Source organism: Streptomyces sp. NPDC039423 (assembly GCF_055598725.1).
Window position 1 is genome coordinate 475,404 of the sequence record NZ_JBVKAH010000001.1, and the last position, 14,857, is coordinate 490,260.

Annotated in this window: 11 protein-coding genes and 2 tRNA genes; 9 read left to right on the top strand and 4 right to left on the bottom strand. The window is 72.7% G+C overall.

All coding sequences use genetic code 11. From position 1 onward, the window contains the following. Window positions 1-7 precede the first annotated feature (7 nt). The 4 genes from ACZ7LK_RS02025 to ACZ7LK_RS02040 all read left to right on the top strand — a co-directional run bounded on the left by ACZ7LK_RS02025 (window position 8) and on the right by ACZ7LK_RS02040 (window position 3,119). Entirely contained in the window at window positions 8-1,798 is a 1,791-nt protein-coding gene (locus ACZ7LK_RS02025) for an LCP family protein (protein WP_392274816.1), read from the top strand. A 69-nt stretch (window positions 1,799-1,867) separates the two neighbouring features. Continuing rightward, entirely contained in the window at window positions 1,868-2,323 is a 456-nt protein-coding gene (gene rsfS, locus ACZ7LK_RS02030) for a ribosome silencing factor (RefSeq protein ID WP_471137956.1), read from the top strand. Further along, entirely contained in the window at window positions 2,320-2,973 is a 654-nt protein-coding gene (locus tag ACZ7LK_RS02035) for a histidine phosphatase family protein (protein WP_392274882.1), read from the top strand. Before rsfS ends, ACZ7LK_RS02035 begins: the two co-directional genes overlap by 4 nt. A gap of 73 nt (window positions 2,974-3,046) precedes the next feature. Continuing rightward, a tRNA-Ala gene (locus ACZ7LK_RS02040) sits at window positions 3,047-3,119 on the top strand. Window positions 3,120-3,187: 68 nt separating this feature from the next. Here the strand turns inward: ACZ7LK_RS02040 and ACZ7LK_RS02045 are convergent. Then, window positions 3,188-4,105 carry a helix-turn-helix transcriptional regulator gene (locus ACZ7LK_RS02045; protein WP_471138603.1) on the bottom strand — a complete coding sequence of 306 codons (918 nt, stop codon included), beginning with the start codon at window positions 4,103-4,105 and terminating at the stop codon, window positions 3,188-3,190. Between the two features lie 111 nt (window positions 4,106-4,216). On the opposite strand from ACZ7LK_RS02045, the gene ACZ7LK_RS02050 reads away from it, so the two are divergent. Both ACZ7LK_RS02050 and ACZ7LK_RS02055 read left to right on the top strand, forming a co-directional pair. After that, a complete protein-coding gene (locus tag ACZ7LK_RS02050) occupies window positions 4,217-5,650 on the top strand; it encodes an MFS transporter (RefSeq protein ID WP_471137958.1) in 1,434 nt (477 codons plus the stop codon). A 238-nt stretch (window positions 5,651-5,888) separates the two neighbouring features. Further along, on the top strand, window positions 5,889-6,122 hold the full coding sequence (locus ACZ7LK_RS02055) for a hypothetical protein (protein WP_260226316.1): 234 nt from the start codon (window positions 5,889-5,891) through the stop codon (window positions 6,120-6,122). Here the strand turns inward: ACZ7LK_RS02055 and ACZ7LK_RS02060 are convergent. Continuing rightward, entirely contained in the window at window positions 6,101-7,321 is a 1,221-nt protein-coding gene (locus ACZ7LK_RS02060) for a glycosyltransferase 87 family protein (protein WP_471137961.1), read from the bottom strand. The two genes, ACZ7LK_RS02055 and ACZ7LK_RS02060, sit on opposite strands and share 22 nt — an antisense overlap. A gap of 150 nt (window positions 7,322-7,471) precedes the next feature. On the opposite strand from ACZ7LK_RS02060, the gene ACZ7LK_RS02065 reads away from it, so the two are divergent. After that, window positions 7,472-7,544, top strand: a tRNA-Ala gene (locus ACZ7LK_RS02065). Window positions 7,545-7,695: 151 nt separating this feature from the next. On the opposite strand, the gene ACZ7LK_RS02070 is transcribed toward ACZ7LK_RS02065, so the two are convergent. Both ACZ7LK_RS02070 and ACZ7LK_RS02075 read right to left on the bottom strand, forming a co-directional pair. Continuing rightward, complete coding sequence (locus ACZ7LK_RS02070) at window positions 7,696-9,279, bottom strand: NADH-ubiquinone oxidoreductase-F iron-sulfur binding region domain-containing protein (RefSeq protein WP_392274820.1); 1,584 nt, start codon at window positions 9,277-9,279, stop codon at window positions 7,696-7,698. Then, window positions 9,276-10,595 (bottom strand): hypothetical protein, encoded by a 1,320-nt coding sequence (locus tag ACZ7LK_RS02075; protein ID WP_471137963.1) that lies wholly within the window; start codon window positions 10,593-10,595, stop codon window positions 9,276-9,278. Before ACZ7LK_RS02075 ends, ACZ7LK_RS02070 begins: the two co-directional genes overlap by 4 nt. A 405-nt stretch (window positions 10,596-11,000) precedes the next feature. Here ACZ7LK_RS02075 and leuS point away from each other — a divergent pair, with 405 nt between their 5' ends. Beyond that, complete coding sequence (gene leuS, locus ACZ7LK_RS02080; RefSeq protein ID WP_392274822.1) at window positions 11,001-13,871, top strand: leucine--tRNA ligase; 2,871 nt, start codon at window positions 11,001-11,003, stop codon at window positions 13,869-13,871. Window positions 13,872-14,001: 130 nt separating this feature from the next. Next, on the top strand, window positions 14,002-14,799 hold the full coding sequence (locus ACZ7LK_RS02085; protein WP_392274823.1) for a hypothetical protein: 798 nt from the start codon (window positions 14,002-14,004) through the stop codon (window positions 14,797-14,799). Window positions 14,800-14,857: the final 58 nt, after the last annotated feature.

Below are 14,857 nucleotides of genomic sequence, written 5' to 3' on the forward strand. Positions count from 1 at the left end.
GGCACCGGTGAACGACCAGCAGAACCCGTACGACCCGTACTACCCGCCGCAGCCGCAGATCGTCGGCTACGACGCCTACGGGCAGCCGGTGTACCAGCAGGCTCAGCAGTACCAGGAGCCGCAGCAGGCCCAGCAGTACGACCCGTACGCGCAGCCCCAGCAGACCTACGGTTACGACCAGTACGCGCAGCAGCCGCAGCAGCAGTCCCAGCAGCCGCAGTACGACACGTCGTACGACGCGTCGTTCACCCAGCAGGGCTACGGCTACGAGGGGTACGCCACCGGGTACGACACCGCCCCCCAGGCCCCCGCCGCCCAGGCGCCCGCCCCGCCGTACCAGGCGCCGCAGCCGCAGCCGCAGCCGCAGCCCCAGCAGCCGGTCCCGCGCCCCCGGGCCGACGCCGCGCCCCCCGCGGCCGTCCCCGGACCGCGCCGCCCGGCACCCGGACCGGAGCGGGAGCAGGACGGGACGCGGGACGGAGCCCGTGGCGGGGCGCAGGAGCCGGAGTACCGCACCGAGCAGTTCGCCTTCGTCGAGGACCCGGACGAGGAGTCCGAGGACGTCATCGACTGGCTCAAGTTCACCGAGAGCCGCTCCGAGCGCCGTGAGGAGGCCAAGCGGCGGGGCCGCAACCGGGTCGTCGCCCTGGTCGTCGTGCTCGCCGTGGCGCTCATCGGCGGCGTCGGCTACCTGTGGGCGACGGACGCCCTCCCCGGCATGTCCGACGGGGAGACGAAGCGTGGCGCCACCGCGAGCGGCCCCCAGAAGCGGGACGTCATCGTCCTGCACCTGCACGACATCGCGACCAAGGAGACCTCCACGGCGCTGCTGGTCGACAACGCCACGACCGGACAGGGCACCACCGTCCTGCTGCCGGACTCCCTCTCCGTCGCCAATGACGACGGCACCACCACCACGCTCGCCAAGTCGGTCGACGAGGACGGCTCCGCCGGCACGCGCGAGGCCATCGGCGCCCTGCTCGGCACCAGGATCACCGGCACCTGGCGGCTCGACACCCCGTACCTGGAGAACCTGGTCGAGCTGGTCGGCGGCATCGAGACCAGCACGGACACCGATGTGCCGGGCGCGAAGAAGGGCGACGCGCCCCTGGTCACCAAGGGCGAGGACCAGACGCTGAACGGCCGCGCGGCCGTCGCGTACGCCACCCACCGCGGGCCGGGCGAGGCGGAGGCCGCGCAACTCCAGCGGTTCGGCCAGGTGGTCCTCGGAGTGCTGCGCAAGATGTCGGACGACCCGGCGTCGGCGACGGTCACGGTCCAGACGCTGGCGCAGATCCTGGACCCGTCCCTGCCGGAGAAGGACCTGGGCGCCTCCCTCGCCAAGCTCGCCGAGCACGCCAAGGTGGGCGACTACAGGACGGCGCTGCTGCCCGTACGGGAGGACGGCACCCTCGGCGAGGAGGCCACCGGCAGTGTGGTGAAGGACATCCTGGGCGGCTCGGTCAGCGCGCCGGAGCAGGGGGCCGCGGTACGGGTCGGCGTCCGGAACGCCTCCGGGGACGCGGACGCCACCGAGGCGGCGCGGATCGCGCTGGTCAACGGCGGCTACGCGGTCGTCGACGGCGGAAAGGCGGACGAGGAGTCGTCGTCGCAGGTCATCTATGGTGACGCCGCACAGAAGGCGAAGGCCGAGGAGGTCGCCAAGACCCTGGGTCTGCCCGCCGGGGCCGTGGAGCAGGGCAAGGCGGCGGCCAACGCCGACGTCACCGTCGTCCTGGGCCGGGACTACGAGCCCCGGCGGGGCCCTGGTACGGAGGCGGGCCAAGGGGCCGGGTAATGGTTTGCCGGGCTGTCGGCGGTACGTGAGACCCTGGGGGTGTTCTGGACCGCCGACGAAAGCCTGCATGTGACCGCCACTGACCGCTCCATCGAGCTCGTGACCGCCGCCGCCCAGGCGGCTGCCGACCGGCTCGCGCACGACATCATCGCCTACGACGTCAGCGACGTGCTGTCGATCACCGACGCCTTCCTGCTCGCCTCCGCGCCCAACGACCGCCAGGTCAAGTCGATCGTCGACGAGATCGAGGAGCGGCTCAACAAGGACCTCGGCGCCAAGCCGGTCCGCCGCGAGGGCGACCGCGACGCCCGCTGGATCCTGCTGGACTACGTCGACATCGTCGTGCACGTCCAGCACAGCGAGGAGCGGGTCTTCTACGCCCTCGAGCGGCTGTGGAAGGACTGCCCCGAGCTCCCGCTCCCCGAGGACGCCCTGAAGACCCGCGGCAAGGCGGAGGAGCACGCCCGGCTCACCGGCGCCGACGCCACGGACGGCCCGGACGCCCCGGACGGTGATCGGAGCTGAACGGCAGCAAGGGCGGCAGGGGCCGCCGCATCGTCCTGTGGCGGCACGGCCAGACGGCGTGGAACCTGGAGCGCCGCTTCCAGGGCACCACGGACATCGAGCTGACCGACACGGGCGTCGGCCAGGCGCGCCGTGCCGCACGGCTGCTCGCGGCCCTGAAGCCGGACGCGATCGTCGCGTCCGACCTCCGGCGCGCGTCCGCCACGGCGGCCCAGCTCGCCGCGATCACCGGCCACCAGGTCAACCACGACCCCGCGCTGCGCGAGACGTACGCGGGGGAGTGGCAGGGCCTGACCCACGAGGAGATCGTGGCGCGGTACGGCGAGCAGTACGCCGCGTGGAAGCGCGGCGAGCCGGTGCGCCGCGGCGGGGGCGAGCTGGAGACGGAGGTGGCCGACCGGGCTGCCCCCGTGGTGCTGGCGCACGCCGACAAGCTGCCCGACGACGGCACCCTCGTCGTGGTCAGCCACGGCGGCACCATCCGCACCACCATCGGCCGGCTCCTCGGCCTGGAGGCGCACCACTGGGAGGGTCTGGGCGGGCTCTCCAACTGCTGCTGGTCCGTCCTCGGTGAGGGCGCGCGCGGCTGGCGGCTGCTGGAACACAACGCCGGAACGCTCCCCGAACCGGTCCTCGGCGACGACGACTGACCCGGATTTCACTTTCCGGCAGGTCACAGGCTAAAGTTCTTCTTGTTCGCAGCGCGGAGCGCGAAGAACACGAGGGGCTATAGCTCAGTTGGTAGAGCGCCTGCATGGCATGCAGGAGGTCAGGAGTTCAATTCTCCTTAGCTCCACAGACACCGGATCCCGTCCCCACCAGGGGGCGGGATTCGTGCTTTCCCCCTCGGTCCCGGGACCGGCATCACGCCGTGTCCGTGTTCCCGGCACACAGCTCGCCGATCGCCCGCATGCTCTCCTCGTCGTTCGGGGTGTACGCCACGATCCGGCACTCCGGCATGCCGTTGATCGACAGCGACACCGACGTCATCCGGACCTCCCCCACGTCCTCGTGCCGGAAGGTCTTCACCCGCGGCCCCGGCGGCGCCACGTTCCCGCTCTCCCACAACCTGGTGAAGTACGGGCTGGCCGCGGTCAGCCGGGCGATGAACGACTCCCACGCCGGCTCGCCGACGTGCCGCCCGTACGCCCCGCGGAGCTGCGCCACCATCAGCGGCAGCTCGGCCTCCTTGTCGACCAGCGGGCACACCGGGTCCGGCACCGTGAACAGCGTCCAGAGCACGTTGCGCATCCCGAACTCGCCGTACCCCGGCCGCTCGAACAGCAGCCGGTAGGCCCGGTTGGTGGCGAGGATGTCGTACCGCGTGTTGTAGACCACGGCCGGGCGCGGGTCCAGGGCTTCGATGATGCCCTGGATCTCCGGCCCCGCCCGCTCCACGTCCACCGGCCGGTCCGGCGCGTACGGCACCTCGGCCAGGTGGTAGAGGTGCTCCCGCTCCGGCCGGTCCAGCCGCAGGGTCCGCGCCACCGCGTCCAGGACCTGGGCGGAGGCGTTGATCCGGCGGCCCTGCTCCAGCCAGGTGTACCAGGTCACCCCGACGCCGGAGAGCTGGGCGACCTCCTCGCGGCGCAGGCCCGGTGTGCGGCGCCGCAGCCCCGGCGGCAGGCCGACGTCCGCCGGTGTCACCCTGGCCCGGCGGCCGCGCAGGAAGGCGGCCAGCTCCGTCCTCCGGCGCTGCCCCGCCCGGCCCGCCTGCTCGTCCGCCTGCCCGGACGCCCGCTCGCCCGCCTGCCCGGACGCCTGCTCGTCCCGTACCGCCATCGTCGTCACACCCCCATGGTCGACGGACCGCCCCGCCCTTGCCAGGTGCTGTCAGTACCAGGACCAGCGGGCTCTCGTTACCCGTACTGGATCGGCGGCAGGCTCGACGCCATGACGACGACCACGACAAGTCCCGTACTCAGTAAAGACGGTGGCACCGACAATCCATCCCGGTGGCTGCTCGGCGCGGTGCTCGCCGGGCAGTTCATGGCACTGCTGGACACCTTCATCGTCAATGTCGCCGCACCCACCATCCGTACCGAACTCGGCGCGTCCGGAGCCGCGTTGCAGCTGGTCATCGCCGGCTACACGGTCGCCTACGCGATCCTGCTGATCACCGGCGCCCGGCTCGGGGACCTCGTCGGGCACCGCCGGATGTACCTGGGCGGTCTCGCGCTGTTCACCGCCTCCTCGCTGGCGTGCGGACTCGCCGGCGGCGCCGGGCAGCTCATCGCCTTCCGGCTCGCCCAGGGGGCCGGGGCGGCGCTGATGATCCCGCAGGTGCTCAGCCTCATCCAGCGCCACTTCACCGGCGAGGGACGGGTGCGGGCGCTCGGCGCCTACTCCGCGGTGCTCGCCACCGGGGCGGCGGCCGGTCAGGTCGTGGGCGGCGTCCTGGTCAGCGCGGACCTGTTCGGCGCGAGCTGGCGGCCCGTGTTCCTCGTCAACGTCCCGATCGGGCTCGCCCTGCTGGTGCTCGGCGCGCGCGTCCTGCCCCGGGACCGCGAGGACGCCGCCGAGCGCGCCAGGGGCCTCGACCTGCCGGGCCTGGTACTGCTGGCGGCAGCCGTCTGTCTGTTCACCCTGCCGCTGGTCCTGGGCCAGGAGCAGGACTGGCCCGTCTGGACCTGGGTCTCCCTGGCCGGCTCGGCGGTGCTGTTCACCGTGTTCTGCCGCCACGAATCGGTGCTCGCCCGGCGCGGGGGCGCCCCGCTGGTCGCGCCGCGCGTGCTGCGGATCCCCGGCATGGGCACCGCGGTGGTGCGGATCGCCGTGGTGATGGGCGTCAACGCGGGCTTCCTGTTCGCGATGACCCTGCACGTCCAGGGCGGCCTGGGCTACAGCCCGCTGCGCGCCGGCCTGACCTTCGCCCCGACCGCGGTCGTCTTCGGCGTGGTCGGCCTGACCTGGCGGCGCTGGCCGGCGGCGTGGCGGCGGGCCCTGGTGCCGGGCGGGTTCCTGCTCAGCGCCGCGGCCGCGGTGGCCTCCGGCTGGGTGCTGCGGGACGGGCAGGCCGGCGGTCCGGCGATGTACGGGGCGTTCATCGCCCTGGGCGTCGGGCTGTCGCTCGCCTTCAGCCCCGTCCTGACCGGCGCGCTGGCGACCGTACGCCAGGAGGACGCCGCCGACGCCAGCGGCCTGCTGGCCACCGTCACCCAGCTCGGCCAGCTGATCGGCGTCGCGACGTTCGGCACGCTCTTCCTGAGCCGCCTCACCGCGCCCGGGGCCCAGGCATCGGCCGACGCGCTGTGGGTATGTGCCCTGGCGCTGGCCGCCGCGTCGGTCGTCGGGGCGTCCGCGGGGCTGGTGCGCCGACCCCGCTGACCCCCGTGCCGGGCCATGGCAGAATCGGACGGCCGGAGGGGGACGACGGTCCGGACGGGAGGGAGTGCGCGATGGCGGCCAGCGGTTTCGAGGAGGCTTCCGACCCGCTCACCGCGGCGCGGCCGCGCCTCGGGCTCGGCTGCCCCTCCTGCGGTTCGGCCCACGTGGCCCAAGTGCTCGGTGACAATGGCGGGGTGTCCTACGTGTGCACGTCCTGCGGCCACAGCTGGAGCTGATCATGGGTGCGCACAGGCGGAAATGCGACTGGTGCGGCAGCGGTACGCCGATCGTCCGGGACATGGACCCGGTCAACGCCGAGTACCAGTACTGGTGCGAGGAGTGCGCGCGGGCGCTGATCATAAAAGGCGACCCCATCGAGACCTACCGGGAGCTCGAGGGGGAGCCCATCTACGGGCGCCTGCTCGACGAGCACTGCACCCTCAAGCGGTTCTACTCGTTCGCCACCGCGTGACCCGTCCGCCGCGGCCGCGCCCCGAACGCGGCCAGCACACCCAGCCCGACCAGCGTGTAGAGCCCGGACAGCAGCATCTGCCAGCCGTTCTGGTGCAGTTCCAGGCGCACCGGGGCGGGCGCGTGCGGCACCCACCACAGGGCGAACGACGCGAAGACCAGGCCCACGCCGGCCGTCCAGCCCGGCCGCGCGCGGGTCGCCAGCAGGACCAGCGTCGGCACACACCACACCCAGTGGTGCGACCAGGAGATGGGGCTCACCAGCAGGGCCGTGATCGCGCACACCACCACGGCCACCGGCCGGTCGTCCCGCAGCGCCGCCAGCACCGCGACCGTGATTCCCGCCACACCGACCACGACCGCCGCGATCAGCCACCACACCCCCGGATCGGTGGTGTGCAACAGCCGGGCCAGCACACCGTTCAGCGACTGGTTCGCCGTCTCCTCCTTGCGCCCGACCCGACTGGTCTCGAAGATCATCTCGGTCCAGAAGCGGCGTGAGTCGTACGGCAGGACGAGCGCGGACGCCACCGTCACCGCGGCGAACACCCCGGTGGCCGTGGCCGCCTGCCGCAGCCACGGGTTCCACCTCTCCTCCGGGCCCCCCGCACGCGCGCGTGTCACCCCCACGGCCAGGAGCAGCACGACGAACAGCCCCGGGGTCAGCTTCACCGCCGTGGCCAGCCCGATCCCCACCCCGGCCCACCGGTTGTCCGCCCGCCGGGTCAGGTCCCACAGCACCGCGACCGCGATCAGCAGGTTGATCTGCCCGTACCGCAGCGTCGTCCACACCGGCTCGCACCACACCAGGACCGCGGCCACCCACAGCGCCGTGCCCGGCCGGTCCCGGCCGACCAGGCGCAGCGACAGGTGCACCAGTGCCAGCAGCAGGAGCAGGTTCCCGGCGGTGGCCAGGGTCCGCATCTCGGGGACCCCGAGCAGCGTCAGCGGGGTGAACAGCAGCGCCGCGAACGGCGGGTAGGTCGTCGGGAGGTTCGCCGATGTGGCGCGCATCGCATACAGATCGCCCCCGGCCAGTACCGTCTCGCCCTCCGCGCGGTAGACGGAGAGGTCCAGCATGGTGACGTTGGCGGCGCGCTGCGCCATCCAGAAGGCCACGAAGGACAGCACACAGGCCGTTGCGGCGGCGGCCACGGGCAGTTCCCGCAGGCGCGCCCGGAGGGTCAGGGTCACGGTCACGAGGGGCGACGCTACCCGCCGGAGCCGTGAGGCCCGTAAACGATTTGGTGAACCACCGGGGGGACCGTGTAATGTTCTCTGTGTCGCCGCGAGGGAAGCCCGCAAGGGAGACCCGACCAGGAGGAAGCTTCTGGAAGGCGGCACAGGCAAGGGGCTATAGCTCAGTTGGTAGAGCGCCTGCATGGCATGCAGGAGGTCAGGAGTTCAATTCTCCTTAGCTCCACAGAACGAAGAAGGCGGGCCGTCCGATCGGACGGCCCGCCTTCTTCGTGTGCTTGGGGGGGCGGCCCTGTCCCTGGTGGCGGTTTTGGGGCCGTGTCCCTGGTCACGGTTCCCGGCGGCCGGAGCCGCCGGGAACCATGACCAGGGGCCCGTCAACCCCGCCCGCTGCCGAGGGCCTTGCGGTCGGCGCTCGGCAACGCGGGACGCGAGGGCCGATCCTGCGGGCCCTGCTCCAGCCGGAGCGCCAGCTCGGGGCAGCGCCGTACCGCCAGTTGCGCGCGGTCCCGCAGATGGACCGGCACCGACGCGTCCGCCAGCACCGGGTAGCCGTCACGGCCCATCCGGATCAGCTCCGGGAGGATGTCCGCGCACAGCCCGTGGCCCTTGCACAGCGTCCAGTCCACGGCCAGCTTCTCGCCGCTCGGGATGGACTCCACGGCCTCCTGGTAGCCCGGCTCGGGCAGCGGCAGCACCCCGATCGTCGGACGCCCGCAGCCGCCGTGCAGCACATGCGCGGCCAGGTCGTCGGTGAAGGCGGACAGCGTCGACGCGAAGAACCGGGCCGACCCGTCGGGGTGCTTGCACACGCCGCGGCCCTTCACGGCCTGGGTGACCTCACGCAGCGCCTCCAGGGCGGCCGGTCCGCCGCCGTTCAGCACGTCCGACAGGCCGCCGGCCGCCGCGGGCAGGCCCAGGCGGCAGGGGCCGCACTGGCCGGCCGTCTCGGCCGCCAGCCAGTTCGCCACCCGCTGCGCCTCGCCCAGCGGGCAGGTGTCCGGACCGATCGGCAGGATCGCACCGGCTCCCAGGGCGCCCCCCACGGCCGCCATGGACTGCTTGGAGATGACGCAGTTGTCGACGGCCATGGAGTCGATCCAGTTGCCGTGGTACCCGCCCGTCAGGACACCCTGCGGGACCTGCGGGGCGCCGGCGAGCTGGAGGACGTACCGCATGGGGACGCCCGTCGGGACCTCCACCACCATGGGCCGGGCGACCTGGCCGGAGATGGTCAGCATCACCGTGCCGGGCTCGCTGTCCAGGCCGTGCTGGCTGTAGCGGCCGGCCCCGACCCGGGCGGCGACGGCGAGCTGGGCGAAGGTCTCCGCGTTGGACAGCAGCGTCGGCGCGTTCCCCACGCCCGACTCGGCCGCCCGCTCACGGCGCCCCGGCGGGATCGCGGGGCCGCCGTTGACCGCGCGGATCACCGAGGAGGCCTCACCGGACACCATGCGCTCGGGGGTGCGCACGACACGGGCCCGCAGGCGCTGCCCGCGCCGGTCGGACAGGCCCCGCTCGGCCAGGGCGGCGCGGATGGAGACCTCGGTGGAGTTACGGGTCACCGCGACGACCAGGGTGCGGGCGCCGAGCGCCTCCGCGGCCAGCAGGGCGCCGTCCAGGATCAGGTGCGGGGCGCGGTTGAGCAGCACCGTGTCCTTGCGGCAGGCGGGTTCGCCCTCGCTGCCGTTGACCACGACGACGGGGCGCACCCCGCGCCGGATCGTCGCCTTGGCGACCGCGCGCAGCTTCTTGCCGAAGGGGAACCCGGCGCCGCCGCGGCCGGTCAGGGATATCTCCTCGGCGAGCTGGGCCAGGCGCTCACCGCCCATGGGTTCGAGCGGGCCGTGCACCTTCAGGTGCATCTGGAGGTCCAGCCGCTCGACCAGGTCGAACCCCTGGGTGAGCTGCGGGAGGCCGACGACACGGACTTCGGGGACGTCGGGGAGCGGGGCGTTCACGGGCGGTCTCCTGCTGGTGCGGTCCAGGGCTCGCCGGCCGGCGGCTGCTGGAAGGGGCCCTGTGCGGGCTCGGGGGCGTCGGCGGCGCCGTACGGCGGCGGGGTGGTGCCGTGGCCGTAGGAGTGCTGCTGGGCGGTCTCCTGGGTGTAGGAGGCCGGCCCGGGGGACTGTGCGGGCGGCGGCGGGGAGGGGGTCGGCCAGTAGCCGGGACGGGTCGCCGGTTCATCGGTCACCACCGGCAGCTCCTCCGTCATGGGGACGCGCTCGGCGTACGGGATCTCCTCGGTGGGGGCGCCGGACGCGTTGCCCAGGGACACGGCCCGGTACCCGGCGGAGATGCCCGCCCCCGTGGTGGAGGTGGTGGTGGAGGACGAGGGGAAGGCGGGCTCGTACGGCGGAGCGGCGGGCGGGGTCAGGGTGCGGGGCCGTTCACGCGGGCGGCCGCCCAGCGGGAGGTCGGGGGACGGCGCCTCGGGGCGGCCGGCCGGCTCCCGGCGGAGCTCCTGCTCGAACGGGGAGGTCTCGAACCCGGCGGGCGCGGCGATGGCGGACGTACCGGGCAGCGGGGCCACCGACGGGTCCCGCCGCCTGCCCCGGGGGCGGCCCGGCCGGTCCGAGCCCGGCCCCACGAGGGTCAGCACGCGCTCGGTGAGCCGCTGCTGGACGGGGCGGGGCAGCAGCCGCAGCGAGACGGCCGCGGCGGCGCCCGCGAGCGCCAGGCAGTACATGGTGGTCACCCAGGTGGCCGCCGGGCGACCCGCGTAGAGCCCGTGGACGAGCGCGCTGCACCACGCCGGGTAGGCCAGCATGTGCAGCGGCCGCCAGCGGGCGGCGATGCTGCCACGGCCCGCCAGGGCGCTGCGGGCGGCCCCGGTGGACGCGGCGATCACCATCAGCAGACCGGCGAGCGAGCCGAAGCCGATCAGGCCGGACGTGCCGGTCACTCCCAGGCCGAAGGGGATGAGTGCCCCGATGAGCTCCACGTGCCCCAGGGACACCTTGACGGTGGCGTGCAGCAGGAGGAAGCCGAGGGAGGCGACCGCGGTGGTGCGGTGGATGGCCTGGGCGAGGAGCCGGTTGCGGGTGGAGAGCAGCAGCCGGTCCTGGGCGAACAGGCCCCAGGCGACCGAAGCGGTCAGCGAGACGAGGGAGAGGACGCCCGTCGCGAAGTCCAGGGCGGCCCGGAAGCTGTCGCTCCCGCCTATCGCGAGCGCTGGTATGAGGACCAGTGCAGCCGCGGAAAGCCCGCCCTGTACCGGCTTGCTCATTCCGGCCTGAAGGGCGGGCGAGGAGCGGATCTTGCGATGAGGGTTCATGGGGGGCGACTCCAGTGGTGCGGAAAAGAGGTCCCGTGGCCGCATGCTAAGTCGAGGCATACCAACGGGTACGAGCTTTGGGCGTTTGAAGTTCGGAACGACCGACAACTGACTTTGGGGTTGCCCTGGATAGGGTCGATACGCGGAGTAACCCCGGGGCCCCGGACCACCTCCGCGCGGCACGACCGCCCCGTGGACCTCGATGCGGCTCCACCGGGCCCTGCGGTACCCTGACGCCATGCGTGCCGTACGCCTCCTGCTTAGCGAGCCGCGCTGATCAGTACCGGCGGATGAAACATCCAGCCCGGAATCGGCGCGGCGTCCCCTCCTGTGCGAGGGGATTTTTCATTTCGCCGCGTCACCGAGCGGCAACCGGCAGAGACGATCGATGGAGCTTCAAGGACCATGAGCGAGATGAATCCGGCTGCCGCCGAGGCAGCAGCCCCGCACCGGTACACGGCGGCCATGGCCGCCGACATCGAGGCACGCTGGCAGGACGTCTGGGACGCCGAGGGCACCTACGAGGCGCCCAACCCGAGCGGAGACCTCGCCGGTGACCCGGCCGTCGTCGCCCGGCCCAAGAAGTTCATCATGGACATGTTCCCCTATCCCTCGGGTGCGGGGCTCCACGTCGGCCACCCCCTGGGGTACATCGCCACCGACGTCTTCGCCCGGCACCAGCGCATGACCGGGCACAACGTGCTGCACACCCTGGGCTTCGACGCCTTCGGCCTGCCGGCCGAGCAGTACGCCGTCCAGACCGGCACACACCCGCGTGTGTCGACCGAGGCGAACATCGAGAACATGAAGGCCCAGCTCCGCCGGCTGGGCCTGGGCCACGACAAGCGCCGGTCGTTCGCCACGATCGACCCGGACTACTACAAGTGGACCCAGTGGATCTTCGTCCAGATCTTCAACTCCTGGTACGACACCGAGGCGAAGAAGGCCCGTCCCATCGCCGACCTGGTCGCCCGGTTCGAGAGCGGTGAGCTCCCCGTACCCGGCACCACGCGCGCGTGGAGCGAGCTGACCGCCGCCGAGCGCGCCGACGTCCTGGGCGAGTACCGCCTGGCCTACGCCTCCGACGCGCCCGTCAACTGGTGCCCCGGCCTGGGCACCGTGCTGGCCAACGAGGAAGTCACCGCCGACGGCCGCTCCGAGCGCGGCAACTTCCCCGTCTTCAAGGCGAAGCTGCGCCAGTGGAACATGCGCATCACCGCCTACGCGGACCGCCTGCTGGACGACCTGGACGCGCTGGACTGGCCCGAGGCCATCAAGCTCCAGCAGCGCAACTGGATCGGCCGCTCCGAGGGCGCCCGCGTCGACTTCGCCGTCGGCGACGACGCCATCACCGTCTTCACCACCCGCCAGGACACCCTGTTCGGCGCCACCTACATGGTCCTGGCGCCCGAGCACGAGCTGGTCGAGAAGATCGTCCCGGCCGCCTGGCCCGAAGGCACGCACGACGTCTGGACCGGCGGTCACGCCACCCCGGCCGAGGCCGTCGACGCGTACCGCAAGCAGGCCGCGTCCAAGTCCGACGTCGAGCGCCAGGCCGAGGCCAAGGACAAGACCGGCGTCTTCACCGGCGCGTACGCCGTCAACCCGGTCAGCGGCGACCGCGTCCCCGTGTTCATCGCCGACTACGTCCTGATGGGCTACGGCACCGGCGCGATCATGGCCGTGCCGGCGCACGACTCCCGCGACTTCGCCTTCGCACGCGCCTTCGAGCTGCCCATGCGCTGCGTCGTGGAGCCCTCGGACGGCCGCGGCACCGACCCCTCGACGTGGGACGAGGCCTTCGACTCGTACGACGCGAAGATCGTCAACTCGGCGAACGACGAGGTCTCGCTGGACGGCCTGGGTGTCGTCGAGGCCAAGGCGAGGATCACCGACTGGCTGGCCGCCCGGGGCATCGGCGAGGGCACCGTCAACTTCCGGCTGCGCGACTGGCTGTTCAGCCGCCAGCGCTACTGGGGCGAGCCCTTCCCGATCGTCTACGACGAGGACGGCACCGCCCACGCGCTGCCCGAGTCGATGCTGCCGCTGGAGCTGCCCGAGGTCGAGGACTACTCGCCGCGCACCTTCGACCCGGACGACGCCGACACCCAGCCCGAGACGCCGCTGTCGCGCAACGAGGACTGGGTCAACGTCACCCTGGACCTGGGCGACGGGCCCAGGAAGTACCGCCGCGAGACCAACACCATGCCCAACTGGGCCGGTTCCTGCTGGTACGAGCTGCGCTACCTGGACCCGCACAACGACACCGCCCTGGTCGACCCGGCGATCGAGCAGTACTGGATGGGCCCCCGCGAAGGACAGCCGCACGGCGGTGTCGACCTGTACGTGGGCGGCGCCGAGCACGCCGTACTGCACCTGCTGTACGCCCGCTTCTGGTCCAAGGTCTTGTACGACCTGGGCCACGTCTCCTCGGCGGAGCCCTTCCACAAGCTCTACAACCAGGGCATGATCCAGGCCTTCGTCTACCGGGACGCGCGCGGCATCGCCGTTCCGGCCGCCGAGGTGGAGGAGCGCGACGGCGCCTTCTTCCATCAGGGCGAGAAGGTCAGCCGCGTCCTGGGCAAGATGGGCAAGTCCCTGAAGAACGCCGTCACCCCGGACGAGATCTGCGCCGAGTACGGGGCGGACACCCTGCGCCTGTACGAGATGGCCATGGGCCCGCTGGACGTCTCCCGCCCCTGGGACACGCGCGCGGTGGTGGGCCAGTACCGGCTGCTCCAGCGGCTGTGGCGCAACATCGTCGACGAGTCGACCGGCGAGGCGACCGTCGTCGACGCCGCGCCCGACGAGGACACGCTGCGCGCCCTGCACAAGGCGATCGACGGCGTGGGCCAGGACATGGCCGCCATGCGCTTCAACACGGCGATCGCCAAGGTCACCGAGCTGAACAACCACCTGACGAAGTCCGGCGCCCCGGTGTCGCGGTCGGTCGCCGAGCCGCTGGTCCTGCTGGTCGCGCCGCTGGCCCCGCACATCGCCGAGGAGCTGTGGCGCAAGCTGGGCCACACCGACTCGGTCGTCCACCAGGACTTCCCCGTCGCGGACCCGGCGTACCTCGTCGACGAGACCGTGACCTGCGTCGTCCAGATCAAGGGCAAGGTCAAGGCGCGCCTGGAGGTCCCCCCGTCCATCACGGACGCGGACCTGGAGGCGCTGGCCCTGGCCGAGCCGGCCGTCGTCACCGCGCTGGGCGGGGCGGACGTGCGCAAGGTGATCGTGCGGGCACCGAAGCTGGTGAACATCGTCCCCGCGTGACACCTGGGTGTTTTCCCCTACGGGCAGGTTGGGGGTTCGTGAGGAACCCCCGGCCCGCCCGTTCCGTTTACCGTGGAAGGGCGACGGACGGCCGCGTCCGAGCCGCACCGAGTGACATCGAGGGGACCCCATGGCAGAAGCGATCGCGATCCTGGCGCTGCTCTTCGTCGCCTTCGTCGCCCTGGGGGTGTACGTGACGGTCAAGGCCGTCAAGGCCGCCAAGCGCGGAGTGGACCGTACGATCATCCAGGCGCGGCGCACCGTCGAGGACACCACCCTGCGGGCCAAGAGCTACGGACCGGGCGGTGTGACCGCCGAGCTGGCCCAACTGCGGCTGTCCCTGCGGACGTCGATGCGAGCCACCCAGGACGCCCTGGAGGCCGGGGCGGCCGAGGACGCCTCGCTCAAGGAGTCCCTGGACCTCTTCCGGCGGCTCAGCGCCCACGGGCACGAACTGGACGAGGACCTCAAGCGGCTGGAGAAGGACCCGGACCGGGCTGGGGTCGCGGCGCAGCTCGGCGAGCTGCGTGAGCGCACGGAGCGGATCACCCACTCGGCGGAGTCGCTGCGGTGGGCGGCCCGTGACCGGGCACGCAAGTTCGCGGACGACGACCTGGCGTCGCTGAGCGCCCAGATCGACGTCGAGGCGGGAGCGCTGCGCCACTGGGCCGGCGCCGGCCAGGACGACCTCTCCTGGGCGGACGCCCCGGCGGGCGTCGACGCGCGGCACCGGACGCGGCCCTCGGACCCGGCCGGCGCGGGTACCGGTGACGCCGCCACGGGCCCGGCGGACGCGTCCACGGGTTCGGCGGACGCCGCCACGGGTCCGGCCGACGCCGAGGCGCCCCGGGCGATCACGGCGCCGGACCCCCGGCAACAGCCCTTCTACTCCTGGCAGAAGTCCGCCCGTCCCGAGACCACCAACTGACCGGAACGGATCACCGGCGGGGGCGGGCTGCCGTACGGAGCCCCCTCCGGGGTACCCT

What these genes read in the sequence shown, in the direction of transcription:
- ACZ7LK_RS02075 (WP_471137963.1), bottom strand. Translation starts at nt 10,595, where the DNA reads ATGAACCCTCATCGCAAGATCCGCTCCTCGCCCGCCCTTCAGGCCGGA.
- ACZ7LK_RS02045 (WP_471138603.1), bottom strand. Translation starts at nt 4,105, where the DNA reads ATGGCGGTACGGGACGAGCAGGCGTCCGGGCAGGCGGGCGAGCGGGCG.
- ACZ7LK_RS02085 (WP_392274823.1), top strand. Translation starts at nt 14,002, where the DNA reads ATGGCAGAAGCGATCGCGATCCTGGCGCTGCTCTTCGTCGCCTTCGTC.
- ACZ7LK_RS02050 (WP_471137958.1), top strand. Translation starts at nt 4,217, where the DNA reads ATGACGACGACCACGACAAGTCCCGTACTCAGTAAAGACGGTGGCACC.
- ACZ7LK_RS02055 (WP_260226316.1), top strand. Translation starts at nt 5,889, where the DNA reads ATGGGTGCGCACAGGCGGAAATGCGACTGGTGCGGCAGCGGTACGCCG.
- leuS (WP_392274822.1), top strand. Translation starts at nt 11,001, where the DNA reads ATGAGCGAGATGAATCCGGCTGCCGCCGAGGCAGCAGCCCCGCACCGG.